The organism is Erwinia sp. MYb416 (assembly GCF_037479575.1).
GTDB classification, from domain to species: Bacteria; Pseudomonadota; Gammaproteobacteria; order Enterobacterales; family Enterobacteriaceae; genus Erwinia; species Erwinia rhapontici.
The window spans coordinates 492-1,051 of sequence record NZ_JBBGYT010000192.1; the positions used below are offsets into that span (position 1 = coordinate 492).

The 560-nt window shown below is 59.1% G+C and carries 1 pseudogene; it reads right to left on the minus strand.

Annotated features, from left to right (window positions below):
- Positions 1 to 76: 76 nt before the first annotated feature.
- Positions 77 to 560 (minus strand): annotated as a pseudogene (locus WH277_RS01815) (iron-containing alcohol dehydrogenase family protein); the annotation flags it as partial.

The following is a 560-nucleotide window of genomic DNA, read 5'->3' on the forward strand; positions in this document are numbered from 1 at the left end:
GAAAGATTCCATTGGCAGGGGCAGAATAATACGTTTGATTTCTATACTCAATCCTGGCCGACTGTTTTTAATTCATTCACGTCGCCGCTATCGTCGCCACCAATGCCTGCTCCAGTTTCTCCACCGTAATTGTAAACGGCAGGAGGGTGAGGCTGACGGCGGGGAAATGAATCTCACGGGCAATCTGGCGGAAACGCGCCGCGACATCGCCCGTCAGCGCGCTCAGCGTCAGCGGGCTGTCGTACTGGCGCAATAAGCTCACCAGGTGCTCATCAGGCTGTTGCCCGCGCTCAAGCAGTGACTGGATCAGCAGGCAGTACCCCACTTTCTCACCGTGCAGCAGATCGTGCAGCTCCGGTTCGTGGGTCAGGCGGTTGTGGATCTCATGCGCCACTCCGGGTGTGGGCAGGTCGTCATGCACACTGTTGGCCAGCCCGGCAAGTACGATATTGGCCTCAATCACCTTCTCCAGTGCCGGGGTCACCTGCTGGTTTTGATTGGCGAGCACCGCCTCACTGCCCCACTGCGCATACACCTCCAGCGCCTGGCGGGCCACCGAC